This window comes from Pseudomonas sp. LBUM1652, assembly GCF_059716105.1.
Genome location: NZ_CP166804.1, coordinates 3,039,065 through 3,060,242 on the forward strand (window position 1 = coordinate 3,039,065; position 21,178 = coordinate 3,060,242).

General features: G+C 59.5%; 15 protein-coding genes. 10 read left to right on the forward strand and 5 right to left on the reverse strand.

Going from position 1 to position 21,178, the window contains the following annotated elements; all coding sequences use genetic code 11:
- The first annotated feature begins 290 nt into the window (after positions 1–290).
- A complete protein-coding gene (locus tag ACA069_RS13835) occupies positions 291–494 on the forward strand; it encodes a cold-shock protein (RefSeq protein WP_401265082.1) in 204 nt (67 codons plus the stop codon).
- A 126-nt stretch (positions 495–620) separates the two neighbouring features.
- Here ACA069_RS13835 and ACA069_RS13840 read toward each other — a convergent pair whose 3' ends face one another.
- Complete coding sequence (locus ACA069_RS13840) at positions 621–1,046, reverse strand: YciI family protein (RefSeq protein WP_497618052.1); 426 nt, start codon at positions 1,044–1,046, stop codon at positions 621–623.
- Positions 1,047–1,293: 247 nt separating this feature from the next.
- Between ACA069_RS13840 and tpx the strand changes: the two genes are divergently transcribed.
- The 7 genes from tpx (at position 1,294) to ACA069_RS13875 (ending at position 14,316) form a co-directional block, all read left to right on the forward strand.
- Complete coding sequence (tpx, locus tag ACA069_RS13845; RefSeq protein WP_187678297.1) at positions 1,294–1,794, forward strand: thiol peroxidase; 501 nt, start codon at positions 1,294–1,296, stop codon at positions 1,792–1,794.
- 190 nt (positions 1,795–1,984) lie between these two features.
- On the forward strand, positions 1,985–3,292 hold the full coding sequence (locus tag ACA069_RS13850; RefSeq protein WP_497618054.1) for an MdtA/MuxA family multidrug efflux RND transporter periplasmic adaptor subunit: 1,308 nt from the start codon (positions 1,985–1,987) through the stop codon (positions 3,290–3,292).
- Positions 3,289–6,390: an MdtB/MuxB family multidrug efflux RND transporter permease subunit gene (locus tag ACA069_RS13855; protein ID WP_401265033.1), complete on the forward strand. Its 3,102-nt coding sequence runs from the start codon at positions 3,289–3,291 to the stop codon at positions 6,388–6,390. The genes ACA069_RS13850 and ACA069_RS13855 overlap by 4 nt, the downstream gene beginning before the upstream one ends.
- Before the next feature lie 136 nt (positions 6,391–6,526).
- Positions 6,527–9,634 carry an efflux RND transporter permease subunit gene (locus ACA069_RS13860; RefSeq protein ID WP_401265036.1) on the forward strand — a complete coding sequence of 1,036 codons (3,108 nt, stop codon included), beginning with the start codon at positions 6,527–6,529 and terminating at the stop codon, positions 9,632–9,634.
- On the forward strand, positions 9,631–11,100 hold the full coding sequence (locus tag ACA069_RS13865) for an efflux transporter outer membrane subunit (RefSeq protein ID WP_497618057.1): 1,470 nt from the start codon (positions 9,631–9,633) through the stop codon (positions 11,098–11,100). Before ACA069_RS13860 ends, ACA069_RS13865 begins: the two co-directional genes overlap by 4 nt.
- A gap of 219 nt (positions 11,101–11,319) precedes the next feature.
- A complete protein-coding gene (locus ACA069_RS13870; RefSeq protein WP_497618059.1) occupies positions 11,320–13,401 on the forward strand; it encodes a putative bifunctional diguanylate cyclase/phosphodiesterase in 2,082 nt (693 codons plus the stop codon).
- A gap of 168 nt (positions 13,402–13,569) precedes the next feature.
- A complete protein-coding gene (locus ACA069_RS13875; protein WP_401265044.1) occupies positions 13,570–14,316 on the forward strand; it encodes an SDR family oxidoreductase in 747 nt (248 codons plus the stop codon).
- A gap of 96 nt (positions 14,317–14,412) precedes the next feature.
- On the opposite strand, the gene mapR is transcribed toward ACA069_RS13875, so the two are convergent.
- From mapR to ACA069_RS13890, 3 genes are all read right to left on the reverse strand, one after another.
- Positions 14,413–15,822, reverse strand: a complete 1,410-nt coding sequence (gene mapR / locus ACA069_RS13880) for a GntR family transcriptional regulator MpaR (protein ID WP_008087199.1) — start codon at positions 15,820–15,822, stop codon at positions 14,413–14,415.
- Positions 15,823–16,040: 218 nt separating this feature from the next.
- Positions 16,041–17,483, reverse strand: a complete 1,443-nt coding sequence (gene ccoG / locus ACA069_RS13885) for a cytochrome c oxidase accessory protein CcoG (protein WP_497618062.1) — start codon at positions 17,481–17,483, stop codon at positions 16,041–16,043.
- 195 nt (positions 17,484–17,678) lie between these two features.
- Positions 17,679–17,912, reverse strand: a complete 234-nt coding sequence (locus ACA069_RS13890) for a DUF3203 family protein (RefSeq protein WP_497618064.1) — start codon at positions 17,910–17,912, stop codon at positions 17,679–17,681.
- 123 nt (positions 17,913–18,035) lie between these two features.
- Between ACA069_RS13890 and ACA069_RS13895 the strand changes: the two genes are divergently transcribed.
- Positions 18,036–18,548 carry an MgtC/SapB family protein gene (locus ACA069_RS13895; protein ID WP_497249048.1) on the forward strand — a complete coding sequence of 171 codons (513 nt, stop codon included), beginning with the start codon at positions 18,036–18,038 and terminating at the stop codon, positions 18,546–18,548.
- A gap of 66 nt (positions 18,549–18,614) precedes the next feature.
- Here ACA069_RS13895 and ACA069_RS13900 read toward each other — a convergent pair whose 3' ends face one another.
- Complete coding sequence (locus ACA069_RS13900; RefSeq protein ID WP_401265054.1) at positions 18,615–18,773, reverse strand: hypothetical protein; 159 nt, start codon at positions 18,771–18,773, stop codon at positions 18,615–18,617.
- Between the two features lie 218 nt (positions 18,774–18,991).
- Between ACA069_RS13900 and ACA069_RS13905 the strand changes: the two genes are divergently transcribed.
- Positions 18,992–20,989, forward strand: a complete 1,998-nt coding sequence (locus ACA069_RS13905; RefSeq protein ID WP_497618067.1) for an alpha-1,4-glucan--maltose-1-phosphate maltosyltransferase — start codon at positions 18,992–18,994, stop codon at positions 20,987–20,989.
- The last annotated feature ends 189 nt before the right edge of the window (positions 20,990–21,178 follow it).

The following is a 21,178-nucleotide window of genomic DNA, read 5'->3' on the forward strand; positions in this document are numbered from 1 at the left end:
CATGCATTCTCATTTTCTTCGCCATGACGTCACGATTCTCTGGTGTGCATTGTCGATGCCGGCACGCCTGTGCCGCTGATAAGAAATCCTGTTTTTACCAAAGCCTTCAGGACACCTTCGATTGAAGCTAGCAGCTAATCGGGGCTTGGCCAGCGCAGGGCGGGTGGGGCTGTAGATATTTACACCCTGTCAGGTTTGACAGTTGTTGGAATGGGAGGGTGGGTGTTTGATTGTTGGGCGACGCGCAAGATTATTTGGCTTGTGTGCAGACGAGCAACGGGAAGGCAAATATGGCAACGGGAACGGTGAAGTGGTTTAACGATTCAAAGGGGTTTGGCTTTATCACGCCGGATGACGGCGGGGAGGATCTTTTTGCGCATTTCTCTGCGATTCAAAGTGCAGGGTTCAAATCGCTTCAAGAGGGTCAAAAAGTTTCGTTCGAGGTAGCGCAAGGCCCCAAAGGCAAACAAGCTGAAAACATACAGCTCATCTGAACAGCAACTTTTTTTGGAGCTGCCGCGGGCTGCGATCTTTTGATCTTGATTTTTAGACGCAAAATCAAAAGATCGCAGCCTCGTTTCACTCGACAGCTCCTACAGTTGAGCGCGTTGCGGGGGCGGTCAGGGCTTCTTCGCCTGATCGCGAACGCGTTCCTCCTGCTCCCGCAGTTCAGGGGTGAGTTCGGCGCCGAAATCCTCGGCGGTGAATATCTGGCGAATCTCGATATCAGAGTCGGTGCCCGGCATGGGATTGGGGCAACGCTTGACCCATTCGATGGCTTCTTCTTTCGACTTCACGTCCCAGATCCAGTAACCGGCCACCAGCTCTTTGGTTTCGATGAAGGGGCCGTCGATTACCGTGCGTTTATCACCCGAGAATTGCACGCGGGCGCCTTTGCTGCTCGGGTGCAGGCCGTCTGCCGCGACCAGGATGCCGGCCCTGACCAGTTCTTCGTTGAAATTGCCCATGGCGGTAAGCAGTTCTTCGCTGGGCATGATGCCGGCCTCGGAATCGGCGCTGGCTTTTACGAGGATCATGAATCGCATAGTGGTAACTCCGTGGAGTGTGGGGGATTCACTGCTTAGTCGAATGGGCACATCACGAATCGACAGGGACTCTAAATAAATGATGCAGACCCGAAGTCCGCGAAGATCCCGCAGGACTTGCAGTTGTATGCAGTTTTGCGTTTCGGTACATGACAATTTCGGTCAAAGCATAGGTTGTCGAACAATTTCGTGGTTAACTTCGGCCCTTGCGTGATTTTCTAAAACAACGTTCAGAAGGACTCAAGTCATGGCTCAAGTCACCCTTAAAGGCAATCCGGTTCAAGTCAACGGCCAGTTGCCACAAGCCGGTTCCAAGGCGCCAGCCTTTTCTCTGGTTGCCGGCAATCTGTCCGACGTCACCCTGAAAGACTTTGCCGGCAAGCGCAAAGTGCTGAACATCTTCCCAAGCGTCGACACCCCGACCTGCGCCACTTCCGTGCGCAAGTTCAACGCTCAGGCCAACGACATCAGCAACACCGTGGTGCTGTGCATTTCGGCTGACCTGCCGTTCGCTCAGGCGCGTTTCTGCGGCGCTGAAGGTCTGGACAACGTACAGAACCTGTCGACCCTGCGCGGTGCCGAGTTCATTGAGAACTACGGTGTGGCCATTGCTGACGGCCCGCTGAAAGGCCTGACCGCCCGTGCCGTGGTGGTGCTGGACGAAAACGACAATGTCCTGCACAGCGAATTGGTCAAGGAAATCGCTGAAGAGCCTGATTACGAAGCGGCACTTGCCGTCTTGAAATAAGTGTTCTGAAACAAGCGCTTTACAATTGTTAACGGCCTGGCCCTGTCCAGGCCGTTTTCATTTGTGTATCAGTGTTTTGCCTCACACACCTTGAAACGTAAGTTGAAGGTAAATAGCCGGTAAAGCTGCTTTGCTTAATCCCCATCAGTGCTTATCGTTCAGCCTCCCGTAAAAGAAGCCCACGCGCCCAATGGTTAATCACTCCATGCAATCGTCCCCACGCAACTCCCGTCGCTGGCTGATCAGCCTGCTTGTCTTGTTGGTTATCGCCGTTCTGTGCTGGAAGTTCTGGCCTGCCGGTTCAACCCAGAAAGAGGGCGCCGACAAGGCAGCGGCCGGGCATGCCGGGCGTTCGGGGATGATGCGACCGGGCTTCGGTGGCGGCACCGGGCCGATTCCGGTGCGGGTGGCGCCGGCCGTCACGGGCGACTTCGCGCTGTATTACAAGGCGCTGGGCACCGTGACCGCACTCAACACCATCAACGTGCGCAGCCGGGTGGGTGGTGAGCTGGTCAAGATCAATTTCGAAGAGGGGCAGATGGTCAAGGCTGGCGACTTGCTGGCAGAGATCGATCCGCGCCCGTACCAGAACGCCTTGCTTCAAGCTGAAGGCACGTTGTTGCAGAATCAGGCGCAACTGAAAAACGCACAGGTCGATGTCGAGCGTTATCGCGGGTTGTACAAGGAAGACAGCATCGCCAAACAGACCCTGGACACCGCCGAAGCGCTGGTCGGCCAGTATCTGGGCACGGTCAAGACCAATCAGGCGGCGGTCAACGACGCCAAGCTCAATCTCGAATTCACCAGGATCCGCGCGCCGATTGCCGGTCGCGTCGGTCTGCGTCAGGTCGACGTGGGCAACCTTGTAACGGCCAATGACACCACGTTCATCGCGGTGATCACCCAGACCCAGCCGATCAGCGTTGCATTTACCCTGCCGGAAAACAGCCTCGAAACCGTGCTCGCCCGCTATCGCAGCGGCGCCAAACTGCCGGCCGAAGCCTGGGATCGTGGCGACAGCAAACTGCAAGCGACCGGTGTGCTGCAAAGTCTCGACAACCAGATCGATGTGGCCACCGGCACATTGAAATTCAAGGCGCGTTACGAAAACCGCGATCAGTCGCTGTTCCCCAATCAGTTCGTCAACGTACACCTGCTGGCCGACACCCTCAAAGGCGTGGTGCTGGCACCGTCCGCCGCCATTCAGTTCGGCACCAACGGCACTTTTGTCTACGCGCTTGAAGGCGACAAGAAAGTCACCATCCGCCCGTTGAAGATCGGCGCCAGTGACGGCGAGAACACTGTAGTCACCGAGGGCTTGGCCGCCGGCGATCGCGTGGTGCTGGAAGGCACCGACCGCCTCAAGGAAGGCAGCGAAGTGGAAGTGGTCAACGACAGCAACCAGGTGCCAACCACGCCGACCGAACACCTGCAAGGCAAGTCCGCCGCCACCCCGACTGACGCCGCTGTCACCGACAAGGCCAAGAAGGGCGCATGAACATTTCGCGGCTGTTCATCCTCCGTCCGGTAGCCACCACCCTGAGCATGCTGGCCATTATCCTGGCCGGCCTGATCGCTTATCGCTTGTTGCCAGTGTCGGCGTTGCCTCAGGTCGATTACCCGACCATCCGCGTCATGACCCTGTATCCCGGCGCCAGCCCGGACGTGATGACCAGTGCCGTGACCGCGCCGCTTGAGCGCCAGTTCGGGCAGATGCCGGGCCTGACGCAAATGGCCTCGACCAGTTCCGGCGGTGCTTCGGTACTGACCCTGCGGTTCAGCCTCGACATCAACATGGACGTCGCCGAGCAACAGGTGCAAGCCGCGATCAACGCCGCGACCAATCTGTTGCCGACCGATTTGCCGGCGCCGCCGGTGTACAACAAGGTCAACCCGGCGGATACCCCGGTGCTGACCTTGGCCATCACTTCGAAAACCATGCTCCTGCCCAAGCTCAATGATCTGGTCGATACGCGCATGGCGCAGAAAATCGCCCAGATCAGTGGCGTCGGCATGGTCAGCATTGCCGGCGGCCAGCGTCAGGCGGTGCGGATCAAGGTCAACCCGGAGGCCCTGGCCGCCAACAGCCTGAACCTGTCGGATGTGCGCACGTTGATCAGCGCCTCCAACGTCAACCAGCCGAAGGGTAACTTTGACGGCCCGACGCGGGTGTCGATGCTCGACGCCAACGATCAGCTGACGTCGCCCAAGGACTACGCCAACCTGATCCTCGCCTACAAGAATGGCGCACCGCTGCGGCTCAAGGATGTCGCGGAGATCGTCGACGGTGCCGAGAACGAACGCCTCGCCGCGTGGGCCAACCAGAATCAGGCGGTTTTGCTCAACATTCAGCGTCAACCTGGCGCCAACGTGATTGAAGTGGTCGACCGGATCAAGGCCTTGCTGCCGAGCATCACCGACAACCTGCCGGCCGGTCTTGATGTCACCGTGCTGACCGACCGCACCCAGACCATTCGTGCCTCGGTCACCGACGTGCAGCACGAGTTGCTGATCGCCATCGCGCTGGTGGTGATGGTGACCTTCCTGTTCCTGCGCCGTTTCAGCGCGACGATCATTCCTTCCGTGGCGGTGCCGCTGTCGCTCATAGGCACCTTCGGCGTGATGTACCTCGCCGGGTTCTCGGTCAACAACCTGACCCTGATGGCGTTGACCATCGCCACCGGTTTTGTGGTCGACGATGCCATCGTGATGCTGGAAAACATCTCGCGCTTCATCGAGGAGGGCGACAGTCCGATGCAAGCGGCGCTCAAGGGCGCCAGACAGATCGGCTTCACCCTGATTTCCCTGACCCTGTCGCTGATTGCGGTGCTGATCCCGCTGCTGTTCATGGCCGATGTGGTCGGGCGCCTGTTCCGCGAATTCGCCATTACGCTGGCAGTGGCGATCCTGATTTCCCTCGTGGTGTCGCTGACCCTGACGCCAATGATGTGCGCGCGTCTGCTCAAGCGCGAACCCGAAGAGCACGAACAGGGCCGTTTCTACCGGGCCAGCGGCGCGTGCATCGACTGGATGATTGCCAAATATGGTCGCGGTTTGCAGTGGGTACTCAAGCATCAGCCGCTGACCCTGCTGGTAGCCATTGGCACACTGGCGCTGACCGTTTTCCTTTATATGGTTGTGCCAAAAGGCTTCTTCCCGGTGCAGGACACCGGGGTGATTCAGGGCATTTCCGAAGCGCCGCAGTCGATTTCCTTCGCCGCCATGGGCGAGCGTCAGCAGGCGTTGGCCAAGGTCATTCTTGAAGACCCGGCAGTGCAAAGCCTGTCGTCCTACATCGGTGTCGATGGTGACAACGCCACGCTCAACAGCGGCCGCCTGCTGATCAATCTCAAGCCCCATGGCGAGCGTGATCTCAGCGCCACCGAGGTGATCGCGAGACTGCAACCGCAACTGGACAAACTGGTCGGCATTCGTCTGTACATGCAACCGGTGCAGGACCTGACCATCGAAGACCGCGTCAGCCGTACTCAATACCAGTTCAGCATGTCGTCGCCGGATTCAGAACTGCTCAGCCAGTGGAGCGGGCGGTTGGTCGAAGCGCTGGCACAGCGCCCGGAACTGACCGACGTCGCCAGTGATTTGCAGGACAAGGGCTTGCAGGTGTATCTGGTGATCGACCGCGATGCGGCCTCGCGCCTCGGCGTTTCGGTGGCGAACATCACCGATGCGCTGTACGACGCCTTCGGTCAGCGGCAGATTTCGACCATCTACACCCAGGCCAGCCAGTACCGCGTGGTGCTGCAGGCGCAGGCGGGGGAAAGAATCGGCCCGCAGGCGCTGGATCAGATTCACGTCAAGACCACTGACGGCGCGCAGGTGCGCCTGTCGAGTCTGGCCCGTGTCGAGGAGCGTCAGGCGCAACTGGCGATCACTCATATCGGTCAGTTCCCGGCGGTGATGATGTCGTTCAACCTCGCACCGGGCGTGGCGCTGGGGCATGCGGTGGACGTCATCGAACAAGTGCAGAAAGACATCGGCATGCCGGTCGGCGTGCAGACCCAGTTCCAGGGCGCGGCCGAAGCGTTTCAAGCGTCGCTGTCGAGCACCTTGCTGCTGATTCTGGCGGCGGTGGTGACCATGTACATCGTGCTCGGCGTGCTTTACGAGAGCTACATCCACCCGATCACCATTCTCTCGACTCTGCCATCGGCGGCGGTTGGCGCGTTGCTGGCATTGCTGCTCAGCGGCAATGACCTAGGCATGATCGCGATCATCGGCATCATTCTCTTGATCGGTATCGTCAAGAAAAACGCGATCATGATGATCGACTTCGCCCTTGACGCTGAACGCAACCAGGGCATGGCGCCGGAGGAGGCGATCTATCAAGCGGCCCTGCTGCGTTTCCGGCCGATCCTGATGACCACGTTGGCCGCGCTGTTCGGCGCGGTGCCATTGATGCTGGCCACCGGTTCCGGGGCTGAGTTGCGTCAGCCGTTGGGTCTGGTGATGGTTGGCGGGTTGTTGATGAGTCAGGTGTTGACACTGTTCACCACGCCGGTGATTTACCTTTACTTCGACCGTTTGGGCCGTCGCTTTGGCAAAACCAATGCCGACACCGAAGAGGTGGTGGTATGACGCAGCGCAAAACCTGTAGGCGTGAGCCTGCTCGCGATGAGGCCGGCACCTGCAACATTCATGCGAACACATACACCGCTATCGCGAGCAGGCTCACTCCTCCAGGGGAGTGGTGTGAATTCGGAGATTGCGGTCAATGAACCTCTCCGGTCCTTTCATCAAACGCCCGGTAGCCACCATGCTCCTGAGCCTGGCGATCATGCTGCTGGGCGGTGTCAGCTTCGGTCTGCTGCCGGTTTCGCCGTTGCCGCAGATGGACTTCCCGGTGATCGTCGTGCAGGCGAGCCTGCCTGGCGCCAGCCCGGAGGTCATGGCCTCCACGGTGGCCACGCCGCTGGAGCGTTCGTTCGGTGCCATTGCCGGCGTCAACACCATGAGCAGCCGCTCCAGTCAGGGTTCAACCCGGGTCATTCTGCAATTCGACCTCGACCGTGACATCAACGGCGCGGCGCGGGAGGTGCAGGCGGCGATCAACGCTTCGCGCAACCTGCTGCCGAGCGGGATGCGCAGCATGCCGACCTACAAGAAGGTCAACCCGTCGCAGGCGCCAATCATGGTGCTGTCGTTGACTTCGGATGTGCTGGAAAAAGGTCAGCTCTACGACTTGGCGTCGACCATCCTGTCGCAGAGTCTGTCGCAGGTGCAGGGTGTCGGTGAGGTGCAGATCGGCGGCAGTTCGTTGCCGGCCGTGCGTATCGAACTCGAACCGCAGGCCCTGAACCAGTACGGCGTTGCGCTCGATGACGTGCGCAAGACCATCGCCGATGCCAACGTGCGCCGGCCCAAGGGCTCGGTCGAGGACGGCCAGCGCTTGTGGCAGATCCAGGCCAACGACCAGTTGGAGAAAGCCAAGGATTATGAATCGCTGATCATCCATTACGCCGACGGTGCCGCGTTGCGCCTGAAGGACGTGGCCAAGGTCAGCGACGGCGTCGAAGACCGCTACAACAGCGGTTTCTTCAACGACGACGCGGCGGTGCTGCTGGTGATCAACCGCCAGGCCGGGGCCAACATTATCGAGACGGTCAACGAGATCAAGGCGCAACTGCCCGCGCTGCAAGCGGTACTGCCAGCCAGCGTGAAGCTGAATCTGGCGATGGACCGTTCGCCGGTGATCAAGGCAACGTTGCACGAAGCCGAGATGACCCTGTTGATCGCCGTGGCACTGGTAATTCTGGTGGTGTTCCTGTTTCTCGGTAACTTCCGCGCCTCGCTGATTCCGACATTGGCGGTGCCGGTGTCGCTGGTCGGTACTTTCGCGGTGATGTACCTCTATGGCTTCTCACTGAACAACCTGTCACTGATGGCGCTGATTCTCGCCACCGGTCTGGTGGTGGACGACGCCATCGTGGTGCTGGAGAACATTTCGCGGCACATCGACGAAGGCGTCAAACCGATGCAGGCCGCGTATCTGGGGGCCAAGGAAGTCGGATTTACCTTGTTATCGATGAACGTCTCGCTGGTCGCGGTGTTCCTGTCGATTCTGTTCATGGGCGGGATTGTCGAGAGTTTGTTCCGCGAATTCTCCATCACGCTGGCTGCGGCCATTGTGGTCTCGCTGGTGGTTTCGCTGACGCTGACGCCGATGCTCTGCGCACGCTGGCTCAAGCCGCACACGCCGGGGCAGGAAAACCGTCTGCAACGCTGGAGTCGCAAGACCAACGACTGGATGGTGGCCAAGTACGCCACCAGCCTCGACTGGGTGCTGCGTCACCGCCGCCTGACGTTGCTCAGCCTGTTCATCACCGTTGGCGTCAACGTCGCGCTCTATGTGGTGGTGCCGAAGACTTTCATGCCGCAGCAGGATACCGGCCAGTTGATCGGTTTCGTGCGCGGAGACGACGGCCTGTCGTTCAGCGTGATGCAGCCGAAAATGGAAACCTTCCGCCGCGCCGTGCTCAAGGACGAGGCGGTGGAAAGCGTCGCCGGGTTCATCGGCGGCACCAACGGCACCAACAACGCCTTCATGCTGGTACGTCTGAAGCCGATCAAGGACCGTCAGTTGTCGGCACAGAAAGTCATCGAGCGCCTGCGCAAGGAAATGCCTAAGGTGGCCGGCGCACAATTGATGCTGATGGCCGACCAGGACCTGCAGTTTGGCGGTGGTCGCGAGCAGACCACTTCGCAGTACAGCTACATCCTGCAAAGCGGTGATCTTGGCGAGTTGCGTGAGTGGTACCCGAAAGTGGTCGCCGCGTTGCGGGCTTTGCCGGAGTTGACGGCCATTGATGCCCGTGAAGGCAAAGGCGCGCAGCAGGTGACTTTGATTGTCGACCGCGATCAGGCCAAGCGTCTGGGGGTGGACATGAGCATGGTGACTGCGGTGCTGAACAACGCTTACAGCCAGCGGCAGATTTCAACGATCTACGACAGCCTGAACCAGTACCAAGTGGTGATGGAGGTCAATCCGAAATACGCCCAGGATCCGATTACCCTCAAGCAGGTCCAGGTGATCACCGCCGACGGCGCACGGATTCCGCTATCGACCATCGCTCACTATGAGAGCAGCCTGGAGGACGATCGCGTCAGCCACGAAGGCCAGTTCGCCTCGGAAGATATTTCTTTCGACATGGCTGAAGGCGTGACGGTAGAGCAGGGCAGTGCCGCCATCGAACGGGCGATTGCCAAGCTCGGCTTGCCGGAAGACGTGATCGCGAAAATGGCCGGTACTGCCGATGCGTTCGCCGCGACCCAGAAGAGTCAGCCGTTCATGATTCTTGGCGCGCTGTTGGCGGTGTATCTGGTGTTGGGCGTGCTGTATGAAAGCTACATTCACCCCCTGACGATTCTGTCGACGCTGCCGTCGGCCGGTGTCGGCGCATTGCTGTCGATCTATGCATTGGGCGGCGAATTCAGCCTGATCTCGTTGCTCGGGCTGTTCCTGCTGATCGGGGTGGTGAAGAAAAACGCGATCCTGATGATCGACCTCGCACTGCAACTGGAACGGCATCAGGGCATGTCGCCGCTGGAATCGATCCGCAGTGCTTGCCTGCAACGTCTGCGCCCCATTCTGATGACCACATTGGCGGCCATCCTCGGTGCCTTGCCGTTGCTGCTCAGCCGGGCGGAAGGCGCGGAAATGCGCCAGCCATTGGGCCTGACCATCATCGGCGGACTGGTTTTCAGCCAGGTGCTGACGCTTTACACCACCCCGGTGGTCTACCTCTATCTCGACAAGCTTCGCCATCGTTTCAACAAATGGCGTGGCGTGCGTACTGACGCTGCTCTGGAAACTCCGCTATGACTGACCGTTCGCTTTTCAATCTGGCCACTGTTCGCGGCTCGCGTCTGTTGAGCCTGTCGCTGTGCGTGGCAATGCTCAGTGCCTGCGCCGTCGGCCCGGACTACCAGCGCCCGCAGACGGCTGAAATTCCTCAATACAAGGAAGCTGAAGGCTGGCGTCAAGCCAACCCGAGCGATTCGCTGGCGCGTGGCGCGTGGTGGGAGTTGTATGGCGATCAGCAACTCAACGGGCTGATCGAAAAACTCAACAGCTCCAACCAGACCGTCGCCCAGTCGGAAGCCCAGTTTCGACAGGCGCAGGCCCTCGTCCGCAGTGCGCGCGGGGCGTTCTACCCAAGCGTCGACCTGAGCGTGGGCAAAACCCGCTCCAGCCAAGGCACCGGCAGCAGCAGTTCGAGTTTGAGCAGTTCTTCCAGCGGCATTCGCGACACCTACAGCGCGGAGTTGGGCGTGAGTTGGGAAGCCGATGTCTGGGGCAAGTTGCGTCGCGGTCTTGAGGCCGATCAGGCCAGCGCGCAGGCGAGTTTCGCCGATCTGGCCGCGATGCGTTTGAGTCAGCAATCGGAGCTGGTGCAGAACTACCTGCAACTGCGGGTGATCGATCAGCAGAAGCGTCTGCTCGAAGCGACGGTTGCGGCGTATGAGCGCTCGCTGAAAATGACCCAGAACCAATACCGCGCGGGTGTTTCCGGGCGTGACGCGGTGGCGCAGGCGCAGACCCAGCTCAAAAGCACCCAGGCTGATCTGGTCGATCTGATCTGGCAACGCGCGCAATTCGAGAATGCCATTGCCGTGCTGACCGGTCAGGCGCCAGCGGACTTCAATATCGCCGAAACCCAGACCATCCCGAACCTGCCGCAGGTGCCGTTGAGCCTGCCGTCGCAGTTGCTGGAGCGCCGTCCGGACATCGCCTCGGCCGAGCGCTCGGTGATCGCCGCCAACGCCAATATCGGTGTGGCCAAAGCGGCGTACTACCCTGATCTGTCCCTGAGCCTGAGCGGCGGTTACAGCAGCAGTACGTCACAAAACCTGATCAGTTTGCCGAATCGCTTCTGGTCCGTCGGACCAAAACTGGCCTTGCCGCTGTTCGACGGCGGTATCCGTTCGGCGGAAGTTGACCGCACTGAAGCGGTGTACGACCAGACGGTCGCCAAGTACCGGCAGACCGTGCTCGACGGTTTCCGCGAAGTGGAAAACTATCTGGTGCAGCTCAAGGTGTATGAGGACGAAGCGGCGGTACGCCAGGAAGCCCTCGATGCTGCCCGCGATTCCTTGCGCCTTACGGAAAACCAGTACAAGGCCGGGCTGATTGCCTACATCGACGTGGTCGTGGTGCAGGCCACGGCATTGAGTAATGAGCGCAGTGTGTTGACTATTCTGCAGAACCGTTTGATTGCCAGTGTGCAATTGATTGCCGCGCTGGGCGGCGGTTGGGATGGCCAGCTCGACGTGAGTGACAACCGCTAAGGCAACGCGAGCGCAAAAACTGTGGGAGCGAGTTGTCGTCAGCCCTTTCGCTGGATTATCCCGGTTCAGAGCATTATCGGGCCATCAAACAAGCGTTTCATCGGACTGATGGCAATTTGATTACTTAGTCAGTGCGTTCTTCTGTGCAATCAGTACAATCGCCGCATTTGCCCGACCGAGAATGGACGCGATCCGGTTTGGGTAGTCGTGAGAATCCGCATGCTCATCGGTAGTTATTCCTCCACCCTGGTTTTCATTTCGTTGTGTGTAGCGATCCTCGCGTCCTACACCGCCCTCGACCTTACCGGACGCATTGCAACAGCCAAGGGCCGTGCCGTGCATTTCTGGACAGCCGGGGGCGCGTTCGCCATGGGTGTGGGTGTCTGGTCAATGCACTTCATCGGCATGCTCGCCTTCAAGTTGCCGATCTCTCTGGGCTACGACATCACGCTCACCGCTCTGTCGCTGTTGATCGCGGTACTGTCCTGCGGTTTTGCCTTGTGGCTGGTCAGTCAGCCGAAATTGCCGATTTTGCAGTTGGCTTTTGGCTCGCTGATCATGGGCGCCGGTATCAGCGCCATGCATTACACCGGCATGGCGGCGATGCGCATGACGCCCGGGATCGATTACGACCCGACGCTGTTTGGCGCCTCGTTACTGATTGCCATCGGTGCCTCGGCTGCGGCGTTGTGGATTGCTTTTCGCCTGCGCCAGCATTCGCCCTATGTACGCCTGATTCGCGCCGGTGCTGCGGTGATCATGGGCATCGCTATTGTCGGCATGCATTACACCGGCATGGCCGCTGCGCAATTTCCTGACGGCAGTTTCTGCGGTGCTGCGCTCAATGGTCTGAAGGGCAATGGTCTGGACAGCCTGGTGCTGATCACCACGCTAGCGGTGCTGACGATTGCCTTGTTGACCTCAATCCTCGATGCACGGCTTGAAGCGCGCACCGCCGATCTGGCGCACTCGTTGACGGTGGCCAACCGCGAACTCACGCAACTGGCGCTGCACGACACCCTGACCGGTTTGCCGAACCGCATGCTGCTCGACGACCGGATCAATCAGGCGATCAAGAAAGTCCAAGAGCAGGGCGGCTGTTTTGCTTTGATGTTCATTGATCTGGATGGCTTCAAACCGGTCAATGATGCTTTTGGCCATCACATGGGCGATCAACTGCTGCGCGAAGTCGGTGTGCGCTTGCGCGAAGATTTGCGCAGCCTCGACACGCTGGCACGCATCGGCGGCGATGAGTTTGTGTTGCTGGTGCGCCTGGCCGAGCCCGATGATGCATTGGGATTGGCTGCACGCCAGGTCAGCCTGATCGCGCAGCCGTTCCGCGTGGCCGAGCATGACTTGCAGATATCCGCCAGCGTCGGCATTGCCCTGTATCCGGGCAATGGCCAGAACGCCCCGGAACTACTGATGAACGCCGACGCGGCGATGTATCACGCCAAGGGTGGCGGCAAGAACGGTTACAGCTTCTTCGATGCGTCGATGAACACCAACGCACGCAAACAGCTGCAACTGTTGCAGGACTTGCGCGCGGCACTGGAGCACAGCCAGTTCAGCCTGCATTACCAACCCAAATTCGACGCCGCCAGCGGTCATCCGGTGGGCGCCGAAGCGTTGTTGCGCTGGCAACATCCGGTCCACGGCATGCTGATGCCGGACAAGTTTATCGATATGGCGGAGAAAACCGGCCTGATCATTCCAATCGGCGAGTGGGTGCTCAACGAAGCCTGCCGGCAGATGCGCGAGTGGTACGTGCTCGGCTACACCGACTGGCGTATCGCGGTGAACCTCTCGGCGTTGCAGTTCTGCCATGCCGGATTGGTCCGAAGTGTTGCCAAAGCCTTGGCTACGCACCATTTACCTGCGAATAGCCTGACCCTGGAAATCACCGAAACCACGGCAATGAGCGATGCCGATGCAAGCATGACGGTGTTGCAGGAGTTGTCGGACATGGGTGTCGACCTGTCCATTGATGACTTCGGTACCGGTTACTCGAGCCTCATGTACCTCAAGCGTTTGCCGGCCAATGAGCTGAAGATCGACCGTGGGTTTGTGCGGGATCTGGAGCATGACAGTGACGATGCGGCCATCGTGTCGGCGATTGTTGCGTTGGGGCAGGCGCTGGGGCTGCGGATTGTGGCTGAAGGCGTGGAAACGGGTTCGCAGCAGGATTTCCTGACGCAATTGGGCTGTGATTCGCTGCAAGGGTATCTGCTGGGGTATCCGAAGCCGGCAGACAAGTTCATGCATGACATTGTCAGTGCACAGCGCCTGCCGACAGTCTGATAAACCGCGCCATCAAGCTCGCTCCCACATTTGAAATGCAAGCCCCTGTGGGAGCGCGCTTGCTCGCGAAAGCGTCGGTCCAGTCAAAAACAGACCTCATGCAAAACCCGCCAATGGCGGTTATTCTTCCCCCCGACTGTTACGTGTGCATTCAGGGGAAAGGCCAGCATGGATAAAGTCATTGTGATCACCGGTGGCGGGCGCGGGATTGGCGCCGCTACGGCGCTGTTGGCCGCCGAGCAGGGCTATCGCATCTGCATCAACTACCAGTCAGACGAACAGGCCGCGCAAAGCGTGCTGGAGCAAGTCCGCGCGTTGGGCGCACAGGCCATCGCAGTACGCGCCGACGTCAGCATCGAAGACGAAGTGATCGCACTGTTTCAGCGGGTCGACACCGAGTTAGGGCGAGTCACCGCATTGGTGAACAACGCCGGCACTGTCGGGCAAAAGTCGCGAGTCGATGAGATGTCCGAATTCCGCATCTTGAAAATCATGAAAACCAATGTCCTGGCGCCGATCCTGTGCGCCAAGCACGCGATCCTGCGCATGTCGCCCAAGCATGGCGGGCAGGGCGGCAGTATCGTCAACGTGTCGTCGGTGGCATCGCGCTTGGGTTCGCCGAACGAGTATGTCGATTACGCCGCCTCCAAAGGCGCGCTCGACACGTTCACCATCGGTTTGTCCAAGGAAGTGGCGGGCGAGGGGATTCGCGTCAACGCGGTGCGTCCGGGTTACATCTACACCGATTTCCACGCCCTGAGTGGCGATCCTGATCGGGTCAGCAAGCTTGAGTCGGCGATTCCGATGGCCCGTGGCGGCCGGCCGGATGAAGTGGCGGAGGCGATTATATGGCTGCTATCGGACAAGGCTTCCTATGCCACCGGGACGTTTGTTGATCTGGGTGGTGGGCGGTAAAAGAAGCAAGATCAAAAGATCGCAGCCTGCGGCAGCTCCTACACAGGATTAGGCGTTTCCCTGTAGGAGCTGCCGAAGGCTGCGATCTTTTTGCTGTCAGAACGACCGCACAATCCGCCCCAACGTCTCCATCGCCTTTTCCGAATCCTCGGTCCACGGGCTGCCGTAGTTCAAGCGAATACAGTTGCGGAACCGCTGAGTCGGCGAAAAGATCGGCCCTGGCGCAATGCTGATGCCCTGCGCCAGCGCCATCTGAAACAGCTTCAACGAATCCATCTGCGGTGGCAGTTCCAGCCACAAGAAGTAGCCGCCCGCCGGTTGGCTGACCCGCGTCTGCGCCGGGAAATAACGGGCAATCGCCGCGAGCATCGCACTTTGCTGTTCTTCCAGCGCATAACGCAATTTGCGCAGATGCCGATCGTAGCCGCCGTGTTGCAGGTAGTCGGCAATCGCCGCTTGCGCCGGCATCGAGGCGCACAGCGAGGTCATCAGTTTCAGCCGTTCGATTTTCTGCGCGTAACGCCCGGCGGCGACCCAGCCGATGCGATAGCCGGGGGCCAGGCTTTTGGCGAATGAGCCGCAATGCATCACCAACCCTTCGGTGTCGAAGGCCTTGGCCGGTTTCGGCGCTTGCTGGCCGTAATAGAGTTCGGCGTAGACATCGTCTTCAATCAGCGGCACCTGATGGCGGCGCAGCAGTTCGACCAGTTCCTGCTTCTTGGCCTCGGGCATGGTCGCGCCCATCGGGTTCTGAAAACTGGTCATGCACCAGCAGGCCTTGATCGGGTGGCGCTCGAGTGTCTGGGCGAGTACGCCGAGGTCGATGCCATCGCGCGGATGTACGGGGATTTCCACCGCTTTGAGTTTCAGCCGTTCCAGCACTTGCAGGCTGGCGTAGAACGCCGGTGCTTCGATGGCGACCAGATCGCCCGGTTCCGTTACGGCTTGCAGGCACAGGTTCAGCGCTTCGAGGGCGCCATTGGTGATCAGCAGTTCTTCCATCGGCAGCATCAGCCCGCCGACCATATAGCGCAGGGCGATCTGCCGGCGCAGTTGCGGGTTGCCCGGCGACATGTCGGTGACCACCATGCGCGGGTCCATCTCCCGAGCGGCGCTGGCCAGCGAGCGAGACAGGCGTTGCAGCGGGAACAGGGTCGGGCTGGGGAACGCCGAACCGAACGGTACGGTGCTGGGGTCCTTGATCGATTCCAGAACCGAGAACACCAGTTCGCTGACGTCAACCTCAGTCGAATCGTTTACGTGGCTACTGATCACCGGCTCCGAGAACGGGCTCGGCGCGTGGGTGTTGACGAAGTAACCCGAGCGCGGGCGCGCTCGGATCAGGCCACGGCGTTCCAGCAAATAATAAGCCTGGAACACCGTGGACGGGCTGACGCCGTAAGTCTGGCTGGCGTAGCGCACCGAGGGCACGCGCTGGCCGGGGCCAAGGACGCCGGAGCGGATCAGTTCAGCGATGTCGTCGGCGAATTTTTCGTAGCGTTTCATCGAGGAGCCTTGGTGCTGGTTGATTGTGTGGGGTGTCAGGGACCTGCCCCTCACCCTAGCCCTCTCCCGGAGGGAGAGGGGACTGACCGTGGTGTTCTTTCGCTATACATCGACCTGAGATATCGAGTCGAACTCGGTTTTGAAAGCAACCGAGATCTGCTCCCTTTCCCCCTCTCCCTCGGGAGAGGGCTGGGGTGAGGGGAAACGATTCTAACGGCTCAGCGATTCATCGGCGCCACAAACCTGCTCTTCGCCACGCTGTAAACCTCAGGCTCATCGCTGTCGGCAATCTTGAAGCTCAAGGTCTGCGAGCTGCTGCTCGGCCGATCTGTGGTCATCGCCACCGACACTGGCACATCGACAATCTCACCCGGTGCCAGGCTCAGTTCGGTCTTGCCTTGCAACTGGAAGCCGTCGCCGTCCACCAGGGTCAGGTTGTAGTTCTGGCGCTGCTGGGTCTTGTTGATGACTTTCAGCGAATAGATGTTTTCGATCTGGCCCTGACCGTTTTCACGGAACAGCCCGCGATCCTTGGTCACGTCCAGCGACACCATGGGACGTTCGATCAGAGCCAGGGCCAGCGCGCCGATCATTACCAGCAACACCGCAACGTAACCGATCAGCCGTGGCCGCAGCAGATGAGTCTTGCCACCCTGCAATTCGCGCTCGGAACTGTAGCGGATCAAACCGCGTGGGTAGTTCATCTTGTCCATGATCGAATCACAGGCGTCGATGCACGCCGCGCAACCAATGCACTCCATCTGCAAACCGTCGCGGATGTCGATGCCGGTCGGGCACACCTGCACGCACAACTGGCAGTCGATGCAATCGCCCAGCCCGGCCTCAACCGGTTTCACATCACGCTTGCGCGGGCCACGGTTTTCGCCGCGGGCCACGTCGTAGGCAATCGTCAGGGTGTCCTTGTCGAACATTACGCTCTGGAACCGCGCATATGGACACATGTGCATGCACACCGCTTCACGCAGCCAACCGGCATTGATGTAGGTGGCGGCGGTGAAGAAAAGCACCCAGAACAGGCTGACTCCGCCGATTTGCAGAGTCAGCAGTTCTTCTGCCAGTGGCCGGATCGGGGTGAAGTAGCCGACGAAGGTCAAACCGGTGAGCACGCTGATCGCCAGCCATAGCGTGTGTTTGGCGGCGCGGCGCGCGAGTTTGTTCAGGCTCCAGGGCGCCGCTTGCAGTTTGATTCGCTGGTTGCGTTCGCCTTCGGTGATCTTCTCGCACCACATGAAAATCCACGTCCACGAACTCTGCGGGCAGGTGTACCCGCACCAGACGCGCCCGGCGAACACGGTGATGGCGAACAGGCCGAACGCGGCAATGATCAACAAGGCCGAGAGCAGGATGAAATCCTGTGGCCAAAAGGTCGCACCGAAGATGTGGAATTTGCTTTCCGACAGATCCCACAACACGGCCTGACGACCGCCCCAGTTCAACCACACCGTGCCGAAGAACAGCAAAAACAGAAACCCCGCGCCGCTGATGCGCAGGCTACGAAACAGGCCGGTGAAGCTGCGGGTGTGGATCTGGTTGTCGCTGGATTTGGCCGTCGCCTTCATTGGGCGTGCGGGCACCTTCTTTATATGAGGAGCTATTGTGGGCGTTGCTTCTACGGTTCGGACGGGGATTTGTTCGCTCATGGTCGTTCGCTCATCAGCCTCCATCAGGCCGATGCACTATGAGCGCCGATCTGTTTGCATAACAGGCTCAGCTATTTGAATAAAAAGCGGATCAGATAGTATCGGGCTCAGACCCTGCGACAACTTGAAGCAGCCCGCAGACACGGGCGCAAACGCCTATCCCAGACGTTTGCGTGGGGTGCTGATCAGGGTCAATCAAATCATCGAACCACTCTCGTCGGCCTTCAAGTGTTTACGTCCATCCTTGGCGCCTGCGAGGGTCAAGGCGTCGGCTTCTTTTTCGGTGATGTAAATGCGCTTGCCTTCGATTTCCACGGCCGACATTGATTGTTTACTGTCGGTGATCACTGTCACGTCCTCACACAAGCGGATCTGCTCGCCGTTTTCAACGGTGAAAAAGCAGGTCTGGTTTTCAATTCGAACGGTCATGGTGGCTGTCCTTTTTCCTGGGGTGTCTGAAACGTTAGGGCGCACGCTTCGCCGATCGTTCTGCGCAACTGATTAATGGTCGCCGCTGTCCATCTTCTATAAGCCTCTTGGAAGGACTGCAGGATGAACGCGTGGTGGCATGAAGTGTGGGTAACCCTGCAAGCGGAATTTGCCGACATCGGCGATGCCTCGCAACTGACGCGGATTACCGTGCGCCTGTTGATGGCGGCGGTGCTGGGCGGGATTCTCGGGTTTGAACGAGAACACAAGGGCAAGGCTGCCGGGGTGCGCACCCATATGCTGGTGGCACTGGGGGCGGCACTGTTTGTGCTGGTGCCGCAGACTTCAGGAGCCGAGTCGGACGCGATGAGTCGGGTGTTGCAGGGGGTGATTGCCGGGATCGGTTTTCTCGGCGCCGGTACGATCCTGAAGAATAAGGAAGGCGATGAAGGCCACGTCAAAGGCCTGACCACTGCTGCCGGGCTGTGGATGACGGCGGCGATTGGTGTGGCGGCGGGGTTGGGCAGGGAGGCGACGGCGTTGCTCAGCACTTTTCTCGCGCTTGGCATTTTCAGCGTGATGCCACGGATCGTGAAGCTTTTCGAAAAAGAAGAAGAGAAGACTGATGACCACTGATCATTCCTGCGCCGAATGATCGTTCCCACGCAGAGCGTGGGAATGATCAGCAAGAGTAACGCGAGCTTAAAGGATGACCGGTGGCATGGTCGTCGGTGGCTCTTCCTTCGGTGGCGGCGTGGTGCCGGGCGGTTCCTGCTCGGGAATCGGTTGAGGTTCGGTCTCGGGAATCGTCGGGTTGTCGATGTTCGGATCAGGGGTTTCAGCCGGGATCGGGATGTTCATCAGATAGACCTCCGTGTGGCACATGGCGTGAGAAGTGCTTAAGTGAGTTGACCACCTCTCGGCGAATTCGATCCGCTTTTTCACCTAGGCAAATTTCGCTGAACTTTTCCCGGCGCCGGCTGCTCGGAACCTAAGTGAGTTCATTGCGGGGCAGGCGCTTCGTTGCGAAAACTGATCCGCTACAAGAGCGTCCTTTGGGCGTTAAGGAGAGATGCTCAATGACTGCTGAAAAACCCTCAGAGCTGAGCTACAACCCCCACATGCCGCTGTCGCAGGCATTGCTGTTACCACGCATTGTCATCGAAAACACCATGCCGACCCTCGATGGCGGCCAGTTCGCCGTGAAGTCGATTGCCGGACGCGACGTGGTCGTCACCAGCAAGGTATTTGCCGACGGCCACGACAAACTGGCGGTGCGCATTCGCTGGCGTGAGGAGGGTGAAGACACCTGGCAAAGCGAGGTCATGGCCGATCAGGGCAATAACGGCTGGAAAGGTCAGTTCCGCCCTGAGCATCAGGGTCGTTTTCTGTACTGCATCGAAGCGTGGATCGATCATTTCGCCAGTTTCCAGTACGAACTGGAAAAGAAACACACCGCCGCCGTGCCCGTCTCGCTGGAACTGCAAGAAGGCCGAACCATGGTGCAACAGGCCGCCGAGCGCAGCGAAGGTCAGCTCAGCGAACAACTCGCCGCCCTGCATCACGAACTGTCCGGCCTGCTCGAAACCGAGCAGGTGGCGCTGTTTCTGCACTCGCGCAGTGCGCAATTGATGTCCCAGGCCGATCACCGCGCTTATCTGAGCGTGAGCCCCGAGTTCCCCATGGACGTCGAACGTGAGCTGGCTGAATTCGCCAGCTGGTACGAACTGTTTCCGCGCTCGATCACCGACGATCCCAACCGTCACGGCACCTTTAACGACGTGCATTCGCGGTTGCCAATGATTCAGGACATGGGTTTCGACGTGTTGTACTTCACGCCGATCCACCCGATCGGCCGCGCCCACCGCAAGGGTCGCAATAATTCCCTCACCGCAGGTCCCGATGATCCGGGCAGTCCTTATGCCATCGGTAGCGAGGAGGGCGGCCACGAGGCGATTCACTCGCAACTCGGCACCCGCGAAGACTTCCGCCGTTTGGTGGCTGCCGCCGCCGACCATGGTTTGGAAATCGCCCTCGATTTCGCCATCCAGTGTTCTCAGGATCACCCGTGGCTCAAGCAGCATCCCGGCTGGTTCAACTGGCGCCCCGACGGCACGATCAAATACGCCGAGAACCCGCCGAAGAAATATCAGGACATCGTCAATGTCGATTTCTATGCGCCGGACGCGATCCCGAGCCTGTGGGTCGAGCTGCGTGACATTGTTGTCGGCTGGGTCGAAGAGGGCGTGAAGATCTTTCGCGTCGATAATCCGCACACCAAGCCGCTGCCGTTCTGGCAATGGCTCATCGCCGATGTGCGGGCGCTGCATCCGGAAGTGATCTTCCTCGCCGAAGCGTTCACCACGCCGGCGATGATGGCGCGTCTCGGCAAGGTCGGTTACACGCAGAGCTACACCTATTTCACCTGGCGCAATACCAAATCCGAGCTGGCCGCGTATTTCACCGAACTCAACGAATCGCCATGGCGTGAATGCTATCGGCCGAATTTCTTTGTCAATACGCCGGACATCAACCCGGCGTTCCTGCATGAGTCCGGGCGCGCGGGTTTTCTCATTCGCGCGGCGCTGGCGACCATGGGCTCGGGCCTGTGGGGCATGTATTCCGGTTATGAACTGTGCGAAGCGGCGCCGGTGCCGGGCAAGGAGGAATACCTCGATTCGGAGAAATACGAGATCCGCGTCCGCGATTTCACCGCGCCCGGCAACATCATTGCCGAGATCGCCCAACTCAACCGCATCCGTCGACAGAACCCTGCGTTGCACACGCATCTGGGCCTGACGATCTACAGCGCCTGGAACGACAACATTCTGTATTTCGGCAAGCGCAGCGCGGATGGCAGCAACTTCATTCTGGTGGCGGTGAACCTTGATCCGCATAACGTGCAGGAAGCGAATTTCGAACTGCCGTTGTGGGAAATGGGCCTGCCCGATGACGCGACTACCCACGGTGAGGATTTGATGAGCGGGCATCGCTGGGACTGGCACGGCAAGTATCAGTTCATGCGTATTGATCCGGGTCATCAACCGTTCGGGATCTGGCGGATCACCGCCGCCTGAAGCTGACAATCAAATCTGTGGTTAGAAATGAATTCACTGTGGCGAGGGGATTTATCGAAACGTCGCACCGCCCCGCTGGGCTGCGAAGCGGCCCCGCTGTTTACCATTTAAACCGAGTTGCGCGATTTTACGACTGCTGCGCAGCCGATCGGGGATAAATCCCCTCACCACAAGAGCCCTCTCATCACA